This window comes from Corynebacterium sp. KPL2895, assembly GCF_040225815.1.
Classification (GTDB): Bacteria; Actinomycetota; Actinomycetes; order Mycobacteriales; family Mycobacteriaceae; genus Corynebacterium; species Corynebacterium rhinophilum.
In genome coordinates this window covers 51,724-70,001 of sequence record NZ_JBEHFY010000013.1, presented here as the reverse complement: position 1 = coordinate 70,001, position 18,278 = coordinate 51,724, and the positions used below count along the sequence as shown (strand labels likewise).

Here is an 18,278-nt window from a genome sequence, read left to right as displayed (position 1 = left end):
GATGCAATATCGGAATCAGACCCTTGAACCCCTCATCACCTAGAATTAAACCAGTCCAACTTTCGGGGGCCAGTTCAGACCCCGCCCGCTGGCGGGTTCTTATTATTGTGCTGGTCACGGTGTTCATGTCACTGATTAGCGTGTCCATCGTGAATGTGGCGCTGCCGTCGATTCAGTCTGGGCTTGGTGCCACGGATTCGGATGTGCAATGGGTGCTGTCTGGTTATGCGCTTACCTTCGGCGTGGTCCTCGTCGCCGCAGGGCGCGCCGGCGATCTCGTGGGGCGCGGGGGCATCTTCCTGCTCGGCATCGCCGTCTACACCATCAGCGCCGCCGTGGCGGGTTTCGCGCCGAATGCGCATTCTCTAAACATCGCGCGTTTTGTGCAGGGTGTTGGCGCCGGATTGCTGAACCCTCAGGGAGTGGGAATGATTCAGCAATACTTCCGCGGGGAAGAGCGCGGCCGCGCCTTTGGATACTTTGGCGCCACCGTGGGAATCGCGGTGGCTATCGGCCCGGTACTGGGTGGCTTCCTCATCAAGATCGGCGGCCCTGACCACGGGTGGCGGCTGACCATGCTGGTCAATGCGCCTATCGGCCTGCTGGCCATCATCTTAGGCCTCATGTGGTTCCCACGCCCGCTATTTTCCCGCGTCCGCGATGCCGCGGGCAATAAGCTGGGAATCTTCAAGGCGCTGGCCACCCTGGATCCCATCGGCGCGCTCATTCTCGGCGCCGCAGTATGGTGCATCCTCTTCCCCTTCATGGACTCCACCGGTTCCCCGGCCGTGTGGTGGCTGCTTCTCGCGGGTGCCGTGCTCATTGGTGTGTGGGTGCTGTGGGAGCGCCACCACAAGGCTACCGGCCATCCGCCGATGGTGGATCTCAATATCTTTGCCACCTCGAGCTTCCGCAATGGCACCATCATCGCCACGTTGTGGTTTATGGGCATTACCAGCATCTGGGTGCTCGTGGCGTTGTACTTCCAAAATGGCCTGGGTTACTCCGCGCTCGCGGCCGGCTCGGTGGGCATTCCGTCCGCACTCCTCAACTCCATTACCGCCACCATCGCTGGCCGCAAAATCTCGCGGTATGGGCGCATAGTGGTCATCATCGGCATGCTGACTACCATCTTCGGACTCTTCACCACGGTGGTCTTTATTTGGGGCACCACGCATTGGGGAATGAACGAATGGTGGCTCATCCTTTCCTTGGCATTTATTGGGCTCGGCCAGGGTGCCGTGGTCTCCCCTAACCAAACCCTGACCTTGGCACAGGTCCCAGACAACTACGCCGGTTCCTCCGGCGCGGTCCTGCAAACCGGCCAGCGCATCGGCACCGCCATCGGCCTGGCCGTCATTACCGCCATCGTCTTTGCCATGCTCCAAAGCACCTCCGGAGATTGGCCCGTATCCATCATGACCGGTTTCGGTGTCATCATCGCCGTTTGCCTGGTGTCCTTGAGCTTTGGGTTTGCGGATCAGCGCGCTTCCCGCAGCTAATACCTCTCCCCATAGTTAGAGCCCAGCGTGGATAATTCCACGGTGGGCTCTGGCTTGTCCCCAGCCCCTATACGCAGAGGACTAGGCCAGCGGTTTAGATATCCAGGAAGCGGACATCCTTCGCGCGGCGGGTAATGAAGGAGCGGCGAGCGGCCACGTCATCTCCCATGAGGATGGAAAACAGCTCATCGGCGCGCTGCGCGTCTTCCAGATCCACGCGGCGCAACAGGCGCGTGGAGGGATCCAGGGTGGTCTCCCAGAGCTCGGAGGCGTTCATCTCGCCCAAGCCCTTGTAGCGCTGGATGCCGTCATCCTTGTTGATCTTGCGGTTTTGCTCCAGGCCTTCTGCCAACAGCTTATCGCGCTCATCATCAGAGAAGGCGTAGCCCGGAGTGCCCTTAGACCACTTCAGCTTGTAGAGCGGCGGGTTAGCCAGGTACACGTGGCCATCCTCAACCAACTGCGGCATAAAGCGGAAGAGCAGGGTCAACAGCAGCGTGGCGATGTGCTGGCCGTCCACGTCGGCATCGGCCATCAGCACGATCTTGTCGTACCGCAGCTTCTTGATATCGAATTCCTCGTGGATGCCGGTACCCAACGCGGTGATGATGGCTTGGACCTCGGCATTTTTTAAGACCTTATCCATGCGGGCCTTTTCCACGTTCAGGATCTTGCCGCGCAAGGGCAAGATGGCCTGGAACATAGAGTCACGGCCGGCCTTCGCGGAACCGCCCGCGGAGTCACCCTCCACGATATAAAGCTCCGAACTCCGCGGATCCTTAGAACGGCAATCCGCAAGCTTGCCGGGCAGTCCGCCCAGATCGGTGGCGGACTTGCGGCGCACCATCTCGCGCGCCTTACGCGCTGCCATGCGGGCATGCGCCGAGGAGACGGCCTTATTGATGATGGCCTTTGCCTCTGCCGGGTTGGCATCAAACCAGTCATTGACGTACTCGTTGACCGAGCGCTGCACAAAGCCCTTGATCTCGGAGTTGCCCAGCTTGGTCTTGGTCTGGCCCTCGAACTGCGGATCACCCACCTTGACCGAAATGACGGCGGCCAAACCTTCGCGACAGTCATCACCGGAAAGGTTGCCGTCCTTGTCCTTGATGAGCTTGTGCTCCTTGGCATAGCGGTTCATCAAGGAGGTCAGGGCTGCGCGGAAGCCCTCTTCGTGCGTGCCGCCCTCGTGAGTATTGATGGTATTGGCAAAGGTGTGCACGGACTGCTTGTAGCCCTGGTTCCACTGCAAGGCCACCTCGACCTCGTGGTCCTCGCCTTTTGACTCGAAGGACACGATGGTGGGGTGAATAGCGTTCTTGGACTTATTGAGGAATTTTACGTAGTCCGTCAGGCCCTCCGGGTAGTGGAAGGTGATCTTCTTGCGGCGCTTCTTATCGGCCTTGGTGACGTTCTTGGAATCGTCTTCCTCGTTAAAGGTATCGCCGGCATCAGGAACATCATCAAACGACGTCTCATCCGCACTCGCCTCACCGGATTCCGCATCCGCGATTTCCTCGAGCTCGATCTGCTCTTGGGTCACGCGCTCATCAATAAGCTCGATGGTCAGGCCCTTGTTCAGGAAGGCCATCTCCTGCAGGCGGCGCGCAATGGTGTCGTAGTCGAACTCGGTGGTTTCAAAGATCTCCGGATCCGCCCAGAAACGAATCTTGGTACCAGTGCCGCGGGCGTTGCCGCCTTCCACAAGGTCATCCGGGATGGCGTTCTGGAAGTTTTGGTACCAGTGCTTGCCCTCACGCTTGATCTCCGCCTCCACGCGGGTAGACAGGGCGTTGACCACGGAAATACCGACGCCGTGCAAGCCGCCGGAAACGGCATAGGAATCGGAGTCGAATTTACCGCCGGCGTGCAGCTGCGTCATGACCACCTGGACGGTCGGCGCACCAGAGGCGTGCATCTCCACAGGGATGCCGCGGCCATTATCGATGACCTCGACGCCGCCGTCTTCCAAAAGCTTGACGGTGACCTTATCCGCGAAGCCTGCCATGGCCTCATCAACGGAGTTATCAACAATCTCCCAGATAAGGTGGTGCAAACCGCGCGATCCGGTGGAACCGATGTACATACCGGGGCGCTTGCGGACGGCCTCTAGACCTTCCAGGATCGTAATTGATCCAGCATCATATGCGTGTTCTTCAGCCACGGATTCGTGCTCTCCTTTTGGCTATAGCTAATTCTAAGACTTTCACTATTCTACACGCATACCCCCTACTGAATGACACCCCACACCGGCCAGAGGTAGCTATGTGGCGCGCTCTGTAGTTATTTATCTTTTAAAGGGCAGAGCTAACCTGCTCCTATTAGCCACTTATCAGCCGTAGGTATCTTGCGAACCTTGCGGTTTTACCCACTGCCGACCCTCGTAATTGCGCTGCTGCCGCGGGCCGTGGATGCGCAGCTCAGCAATGACATCGGGGCCGAGCCGGTCCGCAATTTTGCGCAGGATTTCCCGCTGCAGGTAGCGCAGTTCTGTGGCCCAGGTGGAGTTATCGCAGGAAATGTAGACGATCTTGTCCTTGATTTTCTGCGGCTGCGTATGGGCAGCGATGCGCTCGCCCACCAGGTTTTCCCAATTTCCCATGACCCAGCCGTGCGCTAATTCATGCTTCCAGCCGCGGTGGGAAATCTCCTTTTTAATCTGTGCACCCAGGCTCGGCACATCAATCTTTCGCCGCGGCCTCCTGCCATCGGCGCCGGTAGGCCTGCCCACCTGGTAGCCGCGATAGTTCTGCGGCTGGGCATCCGCCAAGGATGGCACCGGCATCTTCGGCACTGGGCGCGTAAGCTTTGGCGGATTCTTCGAGGTAGAGCGCACCAACCGGAAGTATTGGGTGACGGGATCCGTGCGTTGCCTGCCGGTTTCCCCTTCTTCCTCACTCATGCTTCTTCCTCGCTATCCTCTCCTGCGGTTGCTTCCGTGTGCAGGGTGGAAATGCGCCCCTGGTCCGTATCTTCCACTCCTACCCGGTAACGCACGATGGGCTCCAGGTTATCCGGTAAATCCTCATCCACCGCGGCGGTGATAAGCACCTGTTCTGCCGTGGCGGCCAGGTGAACCAGCTGGGTGCGGCGCTTGGCATCGAGCTCGGCAAAGACATCATCCAAGATGAGGACCGGATCTGATCCCCCTTCTTGGCGCAGGAGCTCAAACTCCGCCAGGCGCAGGGCGATGGCATAGGACCAGGTTTCGCCGTGGCTAGCAAAACCCTTGGCCGGCTGATCCCCCAGGTGGAGCACGAGATCATCACGGTGCGGGCCCACCAGTGAGATGCCGCGCTCGATCTCGCGCTGCCGGGCAGAGGCCAGCTCGGTCAGCATGACGGCCTCCAGCACCTCGCGGTCAGAGGTATCAATGGTGGATTTATACTCCACGTGCGCAGGCCGCGACTCCGGCGCGAGGCCGGCATAGGCGGCGGGAATGTGGTCCAAGAGGGCATCGACAAGCGCAAGGCGCGCCACAATGACCTGTGCACCTAAGCGCGCGAGCTGGGCATCCCACGTATCCAGCGTCGATAGCGCCGAGGCGCCGTCGCTATCGCCGTAGCCGCGCCGCAAGCTTGCCGATGCCGACTTCAACAACGCATTGCGCTGCTTTAATACCTTGTCATAATCCGCCTTAACCCCAGCTAGGCGCGGGGTCCGCGAGGCGATGATGCTATCGAGATACGCGCGGCGCCCCGCGGGCTCACCGCGCACCAAGACTAAATCCTCAGGGGAAAACAGCACCGTTTTCACCACGCCGAGTAACTCGCGCGGGCTGCGCAGCCTAGTGCGGTTAATCTGCGCCTGATTGGCGGCATGTGGTTTGACCAGCAAGTGGGTGGTTAATTCACGCCCCTGGTTGACGGCAGTAAGGGACACCCGGGCACTCTGCGCACCCTGGCGCACCAGCGGCGAATCATGGGAGACGCGGTGGGAAGACAGGTGAGCGGTATAGCCCACGGCTTCCACGATATTGGTCTTGCCAAAGCCATTGCGGCCCACGAACAGAGTGATCCCCGGGCCCAGCTCAAGTTTTAGTTCGGGCCATGAGCGAAAATCCCGAACATCGAGATCCCTTATAAACATTAACCTGGCAGGCGAACCGGCATTAAGAGGTAAGTGAAGTTGGTCTGCGGCGTGGGGAAATTGCCATCCTCATCTGCTTCCGGCAGCTCTTCTGGCTCCGGGATCATGATGGCGGGGCGGGAAGGCTCCGTGAACCCGAAGACCACGCGATCGGTGTTGATGACAGCAAGGCCATCCTTCAAATAGCCCGGGTTGAAGGCGATCAAGAATTCATCGCGGCCGTGGAATGCGCACGGCAGCGTCTCGGTGGCATTACCGGCATCGGCGCCGGCGGACAGGGTGACCTGGCCATCGGCAAATTCCATGCGGATCTGCGCATTGCGGTCCGTCAACAAGGAAACGCGGCGAATGGCTTCTTGCAGCGGCGCCACCTCAACCGAGGCAATATTCGTGTGGGACTTGGGAAGCAAGGGCTGGACGTTTGGGAAATCCGCATCCAGCATGCGCGTGGTGGTTTCGCGGTTATCCGCATGCAGGCCAAATAGGCCATCGGCGCCGATATTATCGCCGGAGCCCACCGCAATCTCAATGGGAATATTCAAATGTGGATCCAGGCTGCGCCCGGTATCTTGCAGGGTCTTTGCCGGGACCAGAAGCTTAGCCTCAACGTCCTCAGCCGCCGGCTCCCACTCCAGGGTGCGCATGGCCAAACGGAAACGGTCCGTAGCCGTCATCTCAATATCCTTGCCGTGGATATCCATGTGCACGCCAGTAAGCATGGGCAGGGTGTCATCCTTGCCGGCCGCGGCCGCAACCTGCTGGATCGCCTCTGCGAATAGCTGCGGTTGGATCGTTCCGGTGACCTCAGGCAGGACCGGCAATTGCGGGTAATCATCGAGCGGGATGAGAGGTAGCTCAAAGCGGGAAGAACCACAAGCAACCAAAGCCTTGGAATCTACCTGGGAGATCTCCACTTCCTTATTGGGCAAGGTAGCCACGATATCTGAGAGCAATTTACCGGCGACGGCGATTTGGCCGGGCTCATCCACCATGCCCGCGATGCGCACCCGGGTAGAAACCTCGTAATCAAAGCCGGTGAACTCTAAGCCGTTGTCATCAGCGGTGATGAGCATCGCGCGCAGCACGGGCTGGGTGACCTTGGAAGGCAGGCTGCGGGCAACCCACGCTACGGCGTTGGCAAGGTCATCTTTGGCAACGCGAAATGACACGGCTTCATCCATGGTGCGAAGAGCTCCTCTTAGGCGGGGTAGGAATGTGTAACTTTCAAAAGCTGGCTTCCAACTTACCGCATCCGGTGAACCTTGTAATTTTCCCTCCGCCCGTCCGAGCCAGCGCCGCGTGCTCGGGACCGGGCACAATTTCACACATCCCCTTTCTACTTACAAGATCAGAGAAATAATTTAGTAGTAGTAATAAGCGCTGTGGGATCTGTGATCAACGGGGTAAATGACAAGTTCAGCGCGGCGATCCGGGGTGTGCCAATTCTTGTGATCTTGCTGTGATCAACTGGCCCGGAGTGTGGATAAATATGCGGGTCATCGTTTTATCCACAGTCTTTAGTAGTTATCCACGGATCTGCACACAGTGCTGATCACAGGGGCGTCTGTGCTGGATAGGGCCTGTGGAATTTAAAACTGTGAGCAAAATCTACAAATTACATCCATGAAATTACACAGGTGTGGATAACTCTGTGGATAGCTGTTTATACGACTCTTACCGGCACATAGCCCCTGGTAGGCGCCGGTAGGCGGTGGTGGAAGGTGGGGGCATCGGCAAGCGCACCGCCTGCTTACAAAAATGGCGCCTTCCTGTTATTCAAGGAAGACGCCACCGGGTGGTTGTGTTTTTCTCTAGCCGCGACCGCGATTCTTGATGCGCTGGGTCAGGGACTGAATCTCGTCGTAGGTATTGCGCTTTTCCGTCATCTCTTTGCGGATCTTGCGATCGGCATAGATCACCGTGGTGTGGTCCTTGCCGCCGAATTGCTCGCCAATCTTGGGCAGCGAAAGCTCGGTCAATTCGCGGCAGAGGTACATGGCCAGCTGGCGGGCGTGGGCCACCGCGCGCTTCTTGCCGGCACCGCGCAGGGTTTCAACATCAATATCGAAGTATTCCGCGGTGACTTCCATGATGGAGGCTGCGGTAATTTGCCGATCAGCAGAATCCGGCGCAAGATCGCGCAACGCAATTTCTGCCATTTCCACGTTGATCGGCTCATTGACTAAGGACGAGTAGGCGGATACGCGAATGAGCGCGCCCTCAAGCTCGCGGATGGAGGATTCGAAGCGCGAGGCAATGAGTTCCAGGACGGAACGATCCACTTCAGTGCCATCGGCGGCGGCCTTCTTCATCAAAATGGCAATGCGGGTTTCCAGATCGGGCGGTTGAATATCCGTAATCAACCCACCCTCAAAGCGGGTGCGCAGGCGATCCTCCAGCGTGGTGAGCTGTTTTGGTGGGCGGTCCGAGGACAAAATGATCTGTTTATTGGCCTGGTGCAGCGCATTGAAGGTGTGGAAGAACTCCTCCTGCGTGGATTCCTTGCCCTCTAAGAACTGGATGTCATCCACCATCAAAATATCGAGGTTGCGGTAGCGCCGCTTGAAGGATTCCTGGCGGTCATCGCGCAAGGAATTAATATAATCATTCGTAAATTCTTCCGAGGACACGTATTTCACGCGTAGCCCCGGGTGCAGCACCTGTGCGTAGTTACCGGCGGCATGCAAAAGGTGCGTTTTACCCAGACCAGAACCACCCCATATAAATAACGGGTTATAGGCGCGGGCGGGATTTTCCGCCACCGCCACCGCCGCGCCATTGGCAAAACGATTCGATGAACCGATGACGAAGCTTTCAAAAGTGTGCTTCGGGTTCAGCGAGGTCTCCCGATTGGGATCGTGCGCCGGGGCCTCCCGCGGAATGCGCGCGGCATTCGCAGATCCGCCGAACTCTGGTTGCTGGCGGTTATAGTCCTGCTGGCTGGTGTAGTGCTCCGCCAATTCATCCAGGCTTGCCGGGGCATGGCTGGACCGCCAATTAGGCGGGGTCTGACCTGCGGTGGGGTTGTGGTTTCCGCGGGCTGCCGACGCATCCGTTTGCTGGGGGCGAGAGACGTAATTTTGCGCGGAAGAAGAATCATTCTGCGCCGGCGGCATGTATTGTGCCTGCGGGTTGGGCTGGGAGGAAGGAGCCTGCGTGCTTGCCGATGCCCCTCCTGGTGCCGGCCCCGAATTCGACGGGTTGGCAGGTGGTTGTGGCTCCTGCGGGGTAGCTAAGGTAACGGCGAAGGAACACGGGCGGCCGAGGTGGCGGGTAAGGGCCTTGGAGATGTATCCGCCGAGCTCATTTTCTACAACTTCTTTGGCGTTGACATTTTCCGCTGCGACAAGCGTGTAGCCTTCCACCATCATGATCGGGCGAACCAACTGCAGGTAAAGGCGTTGTGTATGCGAAAAGCTCGGGACCTCAGAGTTGGGTTGCTCGGATTGCGCGAGCAGATCATCGACGATCGCGCGCCAGACAGCTTCTAGGTTCGCTTGTGGTTCAGTCACAACGGGCTACCTTCAATAATTCTCTCGGGGACGGGTGGACAGTAAATAACAAATTCCACGGTGGATTCCACCGTGGTTTTCACAGTGGTTTTTATCGAGTCACCTCGATCTCCACAGAGTTATCCACAGGTGTGGAAGAAATAGTTATTCACAGCTTAGTGCATGGCTGTGGATAACTTGTGATAGACCACTTTATAGCGTTGTACTGCGGAAATGCTAAAACTCTCAAGTGGTTATTTAGAGTTATCCACAACGGTGCACGTGCTGTGGAATTCGATTCCTTAGTTCTACCGCCGCGAAGGCGGGTGTGTCTAACGGAAGATTTATACTTAAAATGCAGGCGGCTATAGACCATTGCGGTGCGAAGGATTAGCCGCAGCATGAGCGCCAAAACTGGCCTTCTAGCTGCAGAAAAAACACTTATGTAATTTCGGGTGTACCCGAGTGTCGATTTGTTTCCGGCGGTTTAAATCACGTAATCTGGCATGGTCTATTGCAACAGAGAGTTGCGCGTGAACAGGACAGTGTCACTTCGCACTGGCAGGGCTTACCAGAGCTCGCCGAGCGTTTAGATAACAGTGACGCGTCAGGTTCATGGAATCCATTCATCAGTGGATGTGCTGCCGTTTTGTGGCGGCAGTATGTCCACGTACAACTTCAAGGAGAATTGACGTGGCAAAGGGTAAGCGCACGTTCCAGCCGAACAACCGTCGCCGTGCACGTAAGCACGGTTTCCGTACTCGCATGAGCACCCGCTCCGGTCGTGCAATTGTGGCCGCTCGCCGCAAGAAGGGCCGCGCAAAGCTGTCCGCATAAGTCATGCTGCCAGCCCACCACAAGCTCACATCGCCGCCGCAATTTCGACGGACGATGAAGGGCAGTCGCCGGCAGGGCACTCGCACCGTCGTCGTGCATGCGCGCGATACTATGAGTGCGAATTCCAATGGCACCATGGGCAATCCGGCCGAGATCGCGGCCACCGGGCCGCGATTCGGCCTCATTGTTTCTAAAGCCGTCGGGAATGCAGTGGTACGCCACCGCACCTCCCGGCGGCTTCGCCATGTGTGCATGACGCTCATCCCCAAGCTTCCAGCGGGCGTGGATGTAGTGATTCGTGCGCTACCTGCAAGTGCGACCGCTACCAGTGAGCAATTAGAAAAAGATATTACTAAGGCGCTGCGCAAACAATGGGATATTTAAATACCCGTGGGGAAGAAATTCCCGCAGCCTCCGGACTGGCTGCACCGCTGGTTAAAGCGGTTCGTTTCTACCAAAAGCATGTCTCGGGCCTTAAGATGGTATCAACCTGTCGGTTCGAACCGACATGCAGTGCTTATGCCTTAGAGGCGTTGTCCAAACACGGCGCGCTTAAAGGTACGGCGATGGCAATGGCTAGGGTGTGCAAATGTGGGCCCTGGCATCCGGGCGGATTCGATCCAGTCCCGGGACCGGTCACCAACAACAACTGAGGATTAAACACTCGTGCTTAATTTCATTTACTGGCCAATTTCGGCCGTTTTATGGTTCTGGCACTGGCTGCTATCCCTCGTAATGGATCCCGCGTGGGGCATTACGTGGATTTTGGCCATCGTGCTGCTGACCTGGACGCTGAAGGCGCTCATGGTCAAGCCCACCGTGAGCCAGATTCGCTCTTCGCGCAAGATGCAGGAAATCCAGCCTAAGGTGCAGGAAATCCGCGCGAAGTACGGCAAGGATCAGGCTCGAGCTGCACAGGAAATGCAAAAGGTCTATAAGGAATCTGGCGTTCGCCCGATGGCCGGCTGCCTTCCGGTCTTGGTACAGATTCCAATGTTCATTGGTCTTTTCCACGTGCTGCGCTCGTTCGACCGCACGGTTTCTGTAGCCGGCGGCATTGGACACCCCAGCGGCGAGCCGATGTCCATTGAGGCCAACGCCAATACCGCGAACTACATCTTCAAGCCGGAGCTCGTTCAGCAGTTCTTGGACGCCAAGATCTTTGGCGTTCCGCTGGTTACGAACCTCCGCCTGAACTCGCCCTTGGTGGAAGGCGTTACCACCACCACCCAGGCGGCGTTCATCATTGTGCCGATGATTGCCGTCATTGTGGTGCTGATGCACTTCAACGCGCGCATGAGCCTGAACCGCCAAGAAAAGCGCCGCGCCCAGGGCAAAACTTCCGCCCCGCAGGGCCAGAATGCGGAAATGATGCAGCAGCAGATGGCCATGATGTCCAAGATGATGCTGTGGGTCATGCCCGCAATGCTGATCTTCTCCGGCTTCATCTGGCCCATCGGTTTGTTGTTCTACATGCTGTCCAACACCGTGTGGACCTTCTTCCAGACCCGCATCATCTACGGCAAGATGGACCGCGAAGAAGAAGAGGAAGAGGCCGCTAAGATTGAAGCTAAGCGCACTACCGCTCCAAAGCCTGGCGCTCGCAAGAAAGACAACCGCACCAAGAAACAGCGGAAGAACGACAACTAAACAGCTACTGAGGAGATTCTCATAGTGTCCGAGATGGACCCGTCTGCAGTATTTGGCTCCCGCCTGCCGCTCGCGCAGGAATACCACGATTCGCTCGCTACAGACGGGTCCACTCGTGGTTTTATCGGCCCGCGCGAGGTACCGCGGCTGTGGGAGCGCCACATTTTAAACTGCGCCGTTATTGAACAAGTCATTCCGGAAGGCGTCACGGTTATCGATGTCGGCTCTGGTGCCGGATTGCCCGGCATCCCGCTGGCCATCGCTCGTCCCGATCTGCACATCACGCTCATTGAGCCGCTTTTGAAGCGCTATAACTACCTCAATGAGATCACCGAAAAGCTGGGCTTAGATAACGTCACCGTGCTGCGCGGGCGCGCCGAAGAAGGACCCATTAAAAAGGCAGTGGCCGGCGCGGACGTGGTGACCTCCCGTGCAGTTGCTCCCCTGGGAAAGCTGGCAAAGTGGTCTCTTCCCCTAGTACGCAAAGGCGGGGAAATGATCGCGCTGAAGGGCTCTTCTGTACACGAAGAGCTGGAGCGCGATGCCGCGGATATTAAGAAGGCCGGCGGCGGAAAAGCCGAGGTCACGACCGTTCATGGAACCACGATTATCCGTGTCCCGCGCGTGAACTAAAGTAGACGGCATGACTAATCCGCGCCTTATCACTATTGCTAACCAGAAGGGCGGCGTAGGTAAAACCACCTCCGCCGCCAACTTGGCCGCAGCCCTTGCTACTGAAGGCAAGAAGGTATTGGTCATTGACCTTGACCCCCAGGGAAACGCATCGACCGCCATGGGCGCGGAACATAGCTCAGGAACCGATTCCAGCTATGAATTGCTCTTGGGTGATTGCACTGCGGAAAAGGCCATGCAGGCTTCCCCGCATAACTCCAACCTTTATTGCATCCCCGCGACCATCGATCTTGCCGGTGCGGAAATTGAGATGGTGTCTCTCGTGCGCCGCGAGTTTCGGCTTTACGATGCCCTCCATAACGGGTTCCTAGAAGAACACGGCTTTGAATACGTCTTTATTGATTGCCCGCCATCTTTGGGTTTGCTGACGATCAATGCCATGACGTGTGCGGAAGAAGTCATTATCCCTATCCAGTGTGAGTACTACGCACTGGAGGGCGTGGGCCAGTTACTGGGCAATATCACCATGATTCGCGAGCACCTCAATGAAGATCTGCATATCTCTGCGGTGCTCCTTACCATGTATGATGCACGTACACGTTTGGCCGAGGATGTGGCCGAAAACGTCCGCGAGCAATTTGGCGCCGTTGTCATGGGCAATGTCATCCCGCGTTCAGTGCGCGTCTCAGAGGCGCCTGGTTACGGGACCACGGTGATTGATTACGCCCCTTCGTCCACCGGCGCACGGGCGTACCTCGCCGCGGCTCGCGAGCTCAACAGGCGTGGTGATTATCGCCCGCATCCCACCACGGGAGCGATTGGCGTGAGCCCCGAAATTTATGCGGAATTGGAAGGATAGGATTTCATGGCAGAACAAAAGCAAGGTGGCCTAGGCAAAGGCCTAGCCGCTCTCATCCCGTCCGGCCCCGACGCACCCACCCGCAAACCACGGCTGGGTGATTCCGCCGCAGATATTATCTTGGGAAACTCCACGGGAAATAGTGAGCGCAAGGCACGCGGCGAAAAGCGCGTAAAAGGAGCTCCCACCATCCAACAAGGCTCTGGGTCCAAGTCCTCCAAAAAGCGGCAAGCTACGCCGGCGGCAATCGGTGCGACTTACCGTGAGATTTCCGTGGGGGAAATCGTCCCCAACCCCAAGCAGCCGCGCACCGTTTTTGATGAGGATGAGCTCAGCGAGCTGGTTCACTCCATCCGCGAGTTCGGCCTCCTGCAGCCGGTCGTCGTACGCCCCTCCGAGGAGGGCGGATTCGAGCTCATCATGGGTGAGCGTCGTTGGCGAGCTTCCTCCAAGGCTGGCTTGGCCACCATCCCGGCCATCGTCCGCGACACCAAAGATGACAACCTGCTGCGCGATGCCCTGCTGGAAAACATCCACCGCGTCCAACTCAACCCTTTGGAAGAGGCACACGCCTATCAGCAGCTCTTGGAAGAGTTCGGAGTAACCCAGAACGAATTAGCGGATCGCATTGGCCGCTCGCGCCCACAGGTGACCAATATGCTCCGCCTGCTACGGTTGCCGGTGGATGTGCAGAAGCGAGTTGCCGCAGGCACCCTCTCGGCCGGTCACGCGCGCGCTATCTTGGGCCTCGACGATAAGGAAGCGATGGACTACATCGCGGACCGGGTAATTTCGGAGGGCTTGTCCGTGCGTGCCACCGAGGAAGCCGTGACGCTATATAAGCGCGACGGGAAACCCGCAGAGAATAAGAAGAAGTCCCAAGTACCACAGCCGCAATTTTTCACCGACTCGGCCGAGCGCCTCTCGGATCGCTTCGATACTAAGGTCACCGTGACCATGGGCAAGCGCAAGGGCAAAATGGTCGTAGAGTTCGGCGACCAAGAAGATTTCGAGCGCATCATGGCGCTGATGGAGCGGGATAAATAACCTGCTCCTGTGGCAGGTTCCCCAGCTGCCTGCCACATTCGCAAAGTTAGTGCCCTCCTCTTTAGAGCGAGGGCACTATTTTTTAGAAAAGATGAAGTGGCCCTTGGCTTGTTCTTCCTCATGTTCGGCGCCCAGCGGAATGCCCTTGCGCTCGCGCAGGAGTAGGGCTGCAATAAATCCGACGATGCTTGCGGAGACAAGATATACGGATACCGCAAAGGTCGTGCCCGTTGCTTCTACCAACGAGGCCGCGATCATCGGGGCGAAGGCACCGCCGAGAACGGAGCCGATGGCATAGGTAATCGATACGCCCGAAGCGCGAATGGATGCTGGGAAAAGCTCTGTATACATGGCAGATTGCGCACCATAGGTTAAGCCGAGCCCAACCGTCAGGAAGATGAGGGCGGAATAAAGCAATCCCAGGGACGCCGTATTAACCAGCGGGAAAAGGGCCGCAGCGCCGATCGCTTGAATGACAAATCCGACGAGATACGTCGTGCGGCGCCCGATATAATCCGATAACCAGCCAGCGAAAAGCGTAAAGATGAGCCACGTGAAGGCCGATAGCGTGACGGCATTGAGGACATCGCCACGCGCGAGCGAGACCGGACCCTCGGGGTTGGTGGCGTAATTTTGGATATAGCCACCGGTGGTCATATAGCCCACGGTGCCGTTACCTGCAAAAACTAGGGCCGCGACGAGGACAAGCGGAAAATAGCGCTTGAACAAGATACCAATGGGGTTTGCCGCCTCGCGTTTCTTATTATCTGAGATCTCTTGAAAGACCGGTGACTCATCCACGCCGATGCGGATGGCATAGCCAATGATGACTAGGACGAAGGAAAGCAAGAACGGCACGCGCCAACCCCATTCAAGGAAGGCATCCCCTGGGGCGATGATATTCATGATGGAAAGCACGCCAGAGGACATCAGCAGGCCGATGGGGACTCCGATCTGTGGCCCAGCGCCAAAGAGGCCGCGCTTATCGTTGGGAGCGTGTTCAACTGCAAGCAGTACCGCGGAACCCCATTCTCCCCCGGCAGAGATGCCTTGAATGATGCGGAGGAAAATCAACAGGATGGGAGCCCATACTCCCGCCGTATCGTAGGTAGGCAGGAGGCCAATTAAAGTGGTGGCCCCACCCATGGCAAAAAGGGTGACCATGAGGACGAGGCGGCGGCCAAGACGGTCACCAAAATGGCCCGCTAGGAAGGCGCCAAGTGGGCGAAAAAGGAAGGATAGGCCCACGGAGGCGAAGGAGACGATGCTGGCTACCCCACCTTCTAAGGGGCCGAACATTACCTGGTTAAAAACTAGGCCGGCGACGGCGGCATAGAGAAAGTAGTCGTACCATTCAATCGCGGTTCCGATTGTGGTGGCAGCTACTACGCGGCGCGTTTCTTTTCTGGAAATTGGGGCGGAGGTTGAGCTGCCCATTATAGGAATCCATTCAATTAGTAGATATCAATAGCTTGGACTGATACTAATCGAATGAATTCTATTGGTGCAAGATAACGCAGTTAATCTTGCGCAGCGGCCAGTGATTAAGTCCGCTCTGTGCGCTCCAGCTTGTGCAGGCTAAGCCTGCTCCGCTTGAAGAAGCTCGGAGAATTTGTAGGTACCGGTAATGGCGGTGTCCTGCTCCATGAGGTACATGCGCTTGACGGCGATAACGATTGCTTCTGCAATATCGTCACGGCGCTTCGGGTTGGTAAGAATTTTGACGTCCTCAGGATTGGTGAGGTAACCCAAAAAGATCTGAACAACCGGCATCTGCGTCAGGCGCAAAAGATCCCAGGTGCGGCCGTGGTTAGAACAGTCCTGCAGATCGGTGCGCGCCACGATTTCACGCTGGATGAAGCCGGAAAGGGTTTCACCAATGAGTGAGGAGTTTCCGGATTCGGAACCAAAGTAGAACGTGGCTACGCCGTGGGCCTTCTCGTTGGGATAAGAATCGCACGCCAAAGAGATGACCATATCGGCATCAAAGGCATTGGCTAGCTCGGCACGGGATTGCACGTCCGCATCATCGGTGCGGGGGCGCGAAATAATGGTTTCCATGCCGGCGGCGATCATTCGGCCTTCGATGCGTTGGGTGAGATCCCAGAGGATTTCTTGCTCAGAAATATCACCAAAACGGCCCTTGACCGTGAAGCCGGAGTCCCGGCCACTTAGTGCAGGGTCAATGACCACGCGCTTGCCCGCCAACTTTGGACCAGCATTGCGCACACGCTCGCGCTCCAAAATATTGTGCGCCGAACCGCCGGTGATGCGGCGGCCGAGCAAGCTGAGCGCGCGAATGGTAGCCGGTCCACACACGCCGTCTTCCTGCAGCCCGCAATTGTGCTGGTATTCGGTTAAGGCAGCGTGGGTATTGCGGCCAAAATGACCATCGACGCGATCTTGATAGAAACCGAGCTCTTGCAGTTGTTGCTGCAATTGCGAAATGTCATCGCCCACCAATGGGTTGGTGGGTTCATAGCTCAATACGCGGCTGCCCAGGGTATAAGAGGCTTGGCGCAATTCGCGCAGGGTGAGATCGTCGATCTCTCCCGTTGGGAGGATGCCGCGCGATTGCTGGAATGCCTTGAGCACTTCAGCGAGATCGGCATCAAAGGTCTTATCAGTCTCGGAGTACTTCTGCTTTTTCCAGGCAGAGAGTTCGCCCGTGAAATCTGATAAGAGGCCAAGGCGAGCCAAGGTGGCGCGAGCTTCTGCTACGCGCACACTTGAATCACCAACCCGAAGAACGCGATTCACGCCTTTCACCCCTTCCACGGCCTAGGACTTTAGGCCGCATGGCAGATTTCCTACTCGGTAACTTTAGTAACAAGAGTAACAGCTATAGCTGCTTTTTCACTTGCGCCACGATGTCATCTTTAGAACGCAGGCCCACAAACTCGTCGACCTTTTCGCCGTTGTTGAAAATCAATACATTTGGAATGGACATGATTTGGAACATGGCGCCGAGGTTTCGTTCTTCATCGACGTTGACCTGGGCGATGGTGACTTCACCGTCGAGCTCATCTGCGACCTCTTCCAAGATCGGAGACAGCTTCTTGCATGGCCCGCACCATTCCGCCCAGAAGTCCACGACGACGGGTTTATCCGCCTCGATGACATCAGAACGGAATGTTTCAGTGGTTACCTTTTTGACGTTACTCATACTGAATCTAACGGTTTGCAGCCAAGAATTGTTCCGCATCCATGGCAGCGCGGCAGCCGGAACCTGCAGCGGTGATGGCCTGCTGATAGTGGTCATCTACCAAGTCACCGCAAGCGAAAACGCCAGGCAGAGAGGTCTTAGTAGAGGGCTGGTCAACCTCAACGTAACCATTGTCATTGAGCTTGACCTGGCCGTTGAGGAAGGACGAACGCGGATCGTGGCCAATGGCAACGAACATGGCGGTCACGTCCAAGGTGGAGGTTTCCCCAGTCTCAACGTCCTTGAGCTCTAGGCCGCCGACCTTGCCGTCATCTTCAAGCACGCGCTCGACAACCTTATTGGTTTCCCACTTAATCTGCTCGTTCTCCTGGGCGCGGTCCAACATGATCTTGGAGGCGCGGAAGTTTTCGGAGCGGTTCACAATGGTGACAGACTCCGCGAACTTAGTCAGGAAGGTAGCTTCCTCCATAGCGGAATCGCCGCCGCCGATGACGGCGATATTGTGGCCCTTGAAGAAGAAGCCATCGCACGTAGCGCAGGTAGAAACACCGCGGCCGGAGAGCTCTTCTTCGCCGGGAATGCCAAGGTGGCGTGGTGCGGCGCCGGTGGCGAGGATTACCGTGCGGGCTTCAAAAACCTCGTCGCCCACGTGGAGCTTTTTAATATCGCCCTCCAACTCGACGGAGTCGACGACTTCCATGCGCAGATCCGCACCAAAGCGGATTGACTGTGCGCGCATTTCTTCCATGAGCTCTGGGCCCATGATGCCCTTTTGGAAGCCTGGGTAGTTCTCCACCTCGGTGGTGTTCATTAATTCGCCACCGTATTCAAATCCCTCGAATACAATGGGGCTGAGTTCAGCACGAGCGGCATAAAGCGCGGCGGTATAACCGGCAGGTCCGGAACCTACGATGGCAACATCGTGGACGGTCATTGCTAACTCCCTAAAATCACAGTGTCATTTTGCGTAACGTCAAGAGTCTACCCGCCTGATTGCGAATCGT

The 18,278-nt window shown here is 57.3% G+C and carries 17 protein-coding genes; 8 read left to right on the top strand and 9 right to left on the bottom strand.

Annotated elements, in window-relative coordinates:
• The first annotated feature begins 23 nt into the window (after positions 1 to 23).
• Entirely contained in the window at positions 24 to 1,502 is a 1,479-nt protein-coding gene (locus ABRP95_RS07380) for an MFS transporter (RefSeq protein ID WP_284783172.1), read from the top strand.
• 94 nt (positions 1,503 to 1,596) lie between these two features.
• Here ABRP95_RS07380 and gyrB read toward each other — a convergent pair whose 3' ends face one another.
• From gyrB to dnaA, 5 genes are all read right to left on the bottom strand, one after another.
• The gene (gyrB, locus tag ABRP95_RS07375) at positions 1,597 to 3,666 is read right to left on the bottom strand and encodes a DNA topoisomerase (ATP-hydrolyzing) subunit B (protein WP_284770780.1); all 2,070 of its coding nucleotides are present in this window, start codon (positions 3,664 to 3,666) and stop codon (positions 1,597 to 1,599) included.
• A 168-nt stretch (positions 3,667 to 3,834) separates the two neighbouring features.
• Entirely contained in the window at positions 3,835 to 4,404 is a 570-nt protein-coding gene (locus ABRP95_RS07370) for a DciA family protein (protein ID WP_284770781.1), read from the bottom strand.
• Entirely contained in the window at positions 4,401 to 5,591 is a 1,191-nt protein-coding gene (gene recF / locus ABRP95_RS07365; RefSeq protein ID WP_296090070.1) for a DNA replication/repair protein RecF, read from the bottom strand. The genes ABRP95_RS07370 and recF overlap by 4 nt, the downstream gene beginning before the upstream one ends.
• Positions 5,591 to 6,772, bottom strand: a complete 1,182-nt coding sequence (gene dnaN, locus ABRP95_RS07360; RefSeq protein WP_284770783.1) for a DNA polymerase III subunit beta — start codon at positions 6,770 to 6,772, stop codon at positions 5,591 to 5,593. Before dnaN ends, recF begins: the two co-directional genes overlap by 1 nt.
• A gap of 630 nt (positions 6,773 to 7,402) precedes the next feature.
• Positions 7,403 to 9,103 carry a chromosomal replication initiator protein DnaA gene (dnaA, locus tag ABRP95_RS07355; RefSeq protein WP_349839158.1) on the bottom strand — a complete coding sequence of 567 codons (1,701 nt, stop codon included), beginning with the start codon at positions 9,101 to 9,103 and terminating at the stop codon, positions 7,403 to 7,405.
• A 672-nt stretch (positions 9,104 to 9,775) separates the two neighbouring features.
• On the opposite strand from dnaA, the gene rpmH reads away from it, so the two are divergent.
• Genes rpmH through ABRP95_RS07320 form a run of 7 tightly spaced genes read left to right on the top strand, consistent with a single transcriptional unit; the run spans position 9,776 to position 14,108 of the window.
• On the top strand, positions 9,776 to 9,919 hold the full coding sequence (gene rpmH / locus ABRP95_RS07350) for a 50S ribosomal protein L34 (protein ID WP_005275994.1): 144 nt from the start codon (positions 9,776 to 9,778) through the stop codon (positions 9,917 to 9,919).
• A 3-nt stretch (positions 9,920 to 9,922) separates the two neighbouring features.
• The gene (gene rnpA / locus ABRP95_RS07345; protein WP_034653281.1) at positions 9,923 to 10,303 is read left to right on the top strand and encodes a ribonuclease P protein component; all 381 of its coding nucleotides are present in this window, start codon (positions 9,923 to 9,925) and stop codon (positions 10,301 to 10,303) included.
• Entirely contained in the window at positions 10,291 to 10,572 is a 282-nt protein-coding gene (yidD, locus tag ABRP95_RS07340) for a membrane protein insertion efficiency factor YidD (RefSeq protein WP_349839157.1), read from the top strand. The genes rnpA and yidD overlap by 13 nt, the downstream gene beginning before the upstream one ends.
• A 13-nt stretch (positions 10,573 to 10,585) precedes the next feature.
• Positions 10,586 to 11,569 (top strand): membrane protein insertase YidC, encoded by a 984-nt coding sequence (gene yidC, locus ABRP95_RS07335; protein WP_284785355.1) that lies wholly within the window; start codon positions 10,586 to 10,588, stop codon positions 11,567 to 11,569.
• A gap of 33 nt (positions 11,570 to 11,602) precedes the next feature.
• Positions 11,603 to 12,202: a 16S rRNA (guanine(527)-N(7))-methyltransferase RsmG gene (gene rsmG / locus ABRP95_RS07330; protein WP_296090104.1), complete on the top strand. Its 600-nt coding sequence runs from the start codon at positions 11,603 to 11,605 to the stop codon at positions 12,200 to 12,202.
• Positions 12,203 to 12,212: 10 nt separating this feature from the next.
• Entirely contained in the window at positions 12,213 to 13,061 is an 849-nt protein-coding gene (locus tag ABRP95_RS07325) for a ParA family protein (protein ID WP_284783121.1), read from the top strand.
• Between the two features lie 6 nt (positions 13,062 to 13,067).
• Entirely contained in the window at positions 13,068 to 14,108 is a 1,041-nt protein-coding gene (locus tag ABRP95_RS07320) for a ParB/RepB/Spo0J family partition protein (protein ID WP_005275978.1), read from the top strand.
• A gap of 75 nt (positions 14,109 to 14,183) precedes the next feature.
• On the opposite strand, the gene ABRP95_RS07315 is transcribed toward ABRP95_RS07320, so the two are convergent.
• The 4 genes from ABRP95_RS07315 to trxB all read right to left on the bottom strand — a co-directional run bounded on the left by ABRP95_RS07315 (position 14,184) and on the right by trxB (position 18,208).
• On the bottom strand, positions 14,184 to 15,545 hold the full coding sequence (locus ABRP95_RS07315) for an MFS transporter (protein WP_284770787.1): 1,362 nt from the start codon (positions 15,543 to 15,545) through the stop codon (positions 14,184 to 14,186).
• A 141-nt stretch (positions 15,546 to 15,686) separates the two neighbouring features.
• Complete coding sequence (locus ABRP95_RS07310) at positions 15,687 to 16,868, bottom strand: N-acetylmuramoyl-L-alanine amidase (RefSeq protein ID WP_034659476.1); 1,182 nt, start codon at positions 16,866 to 16,868, stop codon at positions 15,687 to 15,689.
• A gap of 82 nt (positions 16,869 to 16,950) precedes the next feature.
• A complete protein-coding gene (gene trxA / locus ABRP95_RS07305) occupies positions 16,951 to 17,274 on the bottom strand; it encodes a thioredoxin (RefSeq protein ID WP_005280453.1) in 324 nt (107 codons plus the stop codon).
• Positions 17,275 to 17,281: 7 nt separating this feature from the next.
• Positions 17,282 to 18,208 carry a thioredoxin-disulfide reductase gene (gene trxB / locus ABRP95_RS07300; protein WP_005275966.1) on the bottom strand — a complete coding sequence of 309 codons (927 nt, stop codon included), beginning with the start codon at positions 18,206 to 18,208 and terminating at the stop codon, positions 17,282 to 17,284.
• Between the last annotated feature and the right edge of the window lie 70 nt (positions 18,209 to 18,278).

What these genes read in the sequence shown, in the direction of transcription:
- ABRP95_RS07370 (WP_284770781.1), bottom strand. Translation starts at nt 4,404, where the DNA reads ATGAGTGAGGAAGAAGGGGAAACCGGCAGGCAACGCACGGATCCCGTC.
- rnpA (WP_034653281.1), top strand. Translation starts at nt 9,923, where the DNA reads ATGCTGCCAGCCCACCACAAGCTCACATCGCCGCCGCAATTTCGACGG.
- trxA (WP_005280453.1), bottom strand. Translation starts at nt 17,274, where the DNA reads ATGAGTAACGTCAAAAAGGTAACCACTGAAACATTCCGTTCTGATGTC.
- ABRP95_RS07325 (WP_284783121.1), top strand. Translation starts at nt 12,213, where the DNA reads ATGACTAATCCGCGCCTTATCACTATTGCTAACCAGAAGGGCGGCGTA.
- trxB (WP_005275966.1), bottom strand. Translation starts at nt 18,208, where the DNA reads ATGACCGTCCACGATGTTGCCATCGTAGGTTCCGGACCTGCCGGTTAT.
- yidD (WP_349839157.1), top strand. Translation starts at nt 10,291, where the DNA reads ATGGGATATTTAAATACCCGTGGGGAAGAAATTCCCGCAGCCTCCGGA.
- dnaN (WP_284770783.1), bottom strand. Translation starts at nt 6,772, where the DNA reads ATGGATGAAGCCGTGTCATTTCGCGTTGCCAAAGATGACCTTGCCAAC.
- rsmG (WP_296090104.1), top strand. Translation starts at nt 11,603, where the DNA reads ATGGACCCGTCTGCAGTATTTGGCTCCCGCCTGCCGCTCGCGCAGGAA.
- ABRP95_RS07320 (WP_005275978.1), top strand. Translation starts at nt 13,068, where the DNA reads ATGGCAGAACAAAAGCAAGGTGGCCTAGGCAAAGGCCTAGCCGCTCTC.
- ABRP95_RS07315 (WP_284770787.1), bottom strand. Translation starts at nt 15,545, where the DNA reads ATGGGCAGCTCAACCTCCGCCCCAATTTCCAGAAAAGAAACGCGCCGC.
- recF (WP_296090070.1), bottom strand. Translation starts at nt 5,591, where the DNA reads ATGTTTATAAGGGATCTCGATGTTCGGGATTTTCGCTCATGGCCCGAA.